The sequence below is a fragment of the Flavobacterium reichenbachii genome (genome assembly GCF_002217435.1).
Lineage (GTDB): Bacteria > Bacteroidota > Bacteroidia > Flavobacteriales > Flavobacteriaceae > Flavobacterium > Flavobacterium reichenbachii.
The window spans coordinates 1-580 of sequence record NZ_MUHF01000049.1 but is presented as its reverse complement, the minus strand read 5'-3'; the positions used below and the strand labels follow the sequence as shown (position 1 = coordinate 580).

Here is a 580-nt window from a genome sequence, read left to right as displayed (position 1 = left end):
CAGAGTCGCAAAGTTTTTTTTAAAGCTTTGCGACTTTGCTTTTTATTTTAAGTTTTTTTAAGTGTTCAATTAAAGATTTGAAACTACCCTTTTTATACCAAACTTAATTATTGGTACATTAAAATTTATAAGTAAACCTAGCTTCATTTTTGTGATTTTAAGATAAGTCAAGACCTGTTTTGCATGGATATCCGTTAGTTGTTCTATTGATTTTATTTCTAAAATAACTTTATTCTCTACTATTAAATCTGCTCTAAAACCGATATCAAGATGAATTGCATCCCAAATAACAGGTAATACTTTTTGTCTTTCTACACTCAATCCTTTTTTCGTTAACTCATGATGCAAAATGGCCTCATAAACTGATTCTAACAACCCTGGACCAAGTTTTACATGTATTTTATAGCAAACATCAACTACAATAGCAGAAATTTCGTTTTCAGTCATTTTAATAAATTAAAGTAAAAACCTACAAATATAAAATTATAAACATTAAAAAAGTCGCAAAGCTTAAAAAAAACTTTGTGCCTTTGCGAGATTAAAAACAACTTAAAAAAAATCGCAAAGCTTAAAAAAACTT

General features: G+C 27.1%; 1 protein-coding gene. It reads right to left on the bottom strand.

Features of this window, described 5'->3' with window-relative positions; translation table 11 throughout:
- Positions 1-69: 69 nt before the first annotated feature.
- Positions 70-447 (bottom strand): GxxExxY protein, encoded by a 378-nt coding sequence (locus B0A68_RS24280; protein WP_035685063.1) that lies wholly within the window; start codon positions 445-447, stop codon positions 70-72.
- Positions 448-580: the final 133 nt, after the last annotated feature.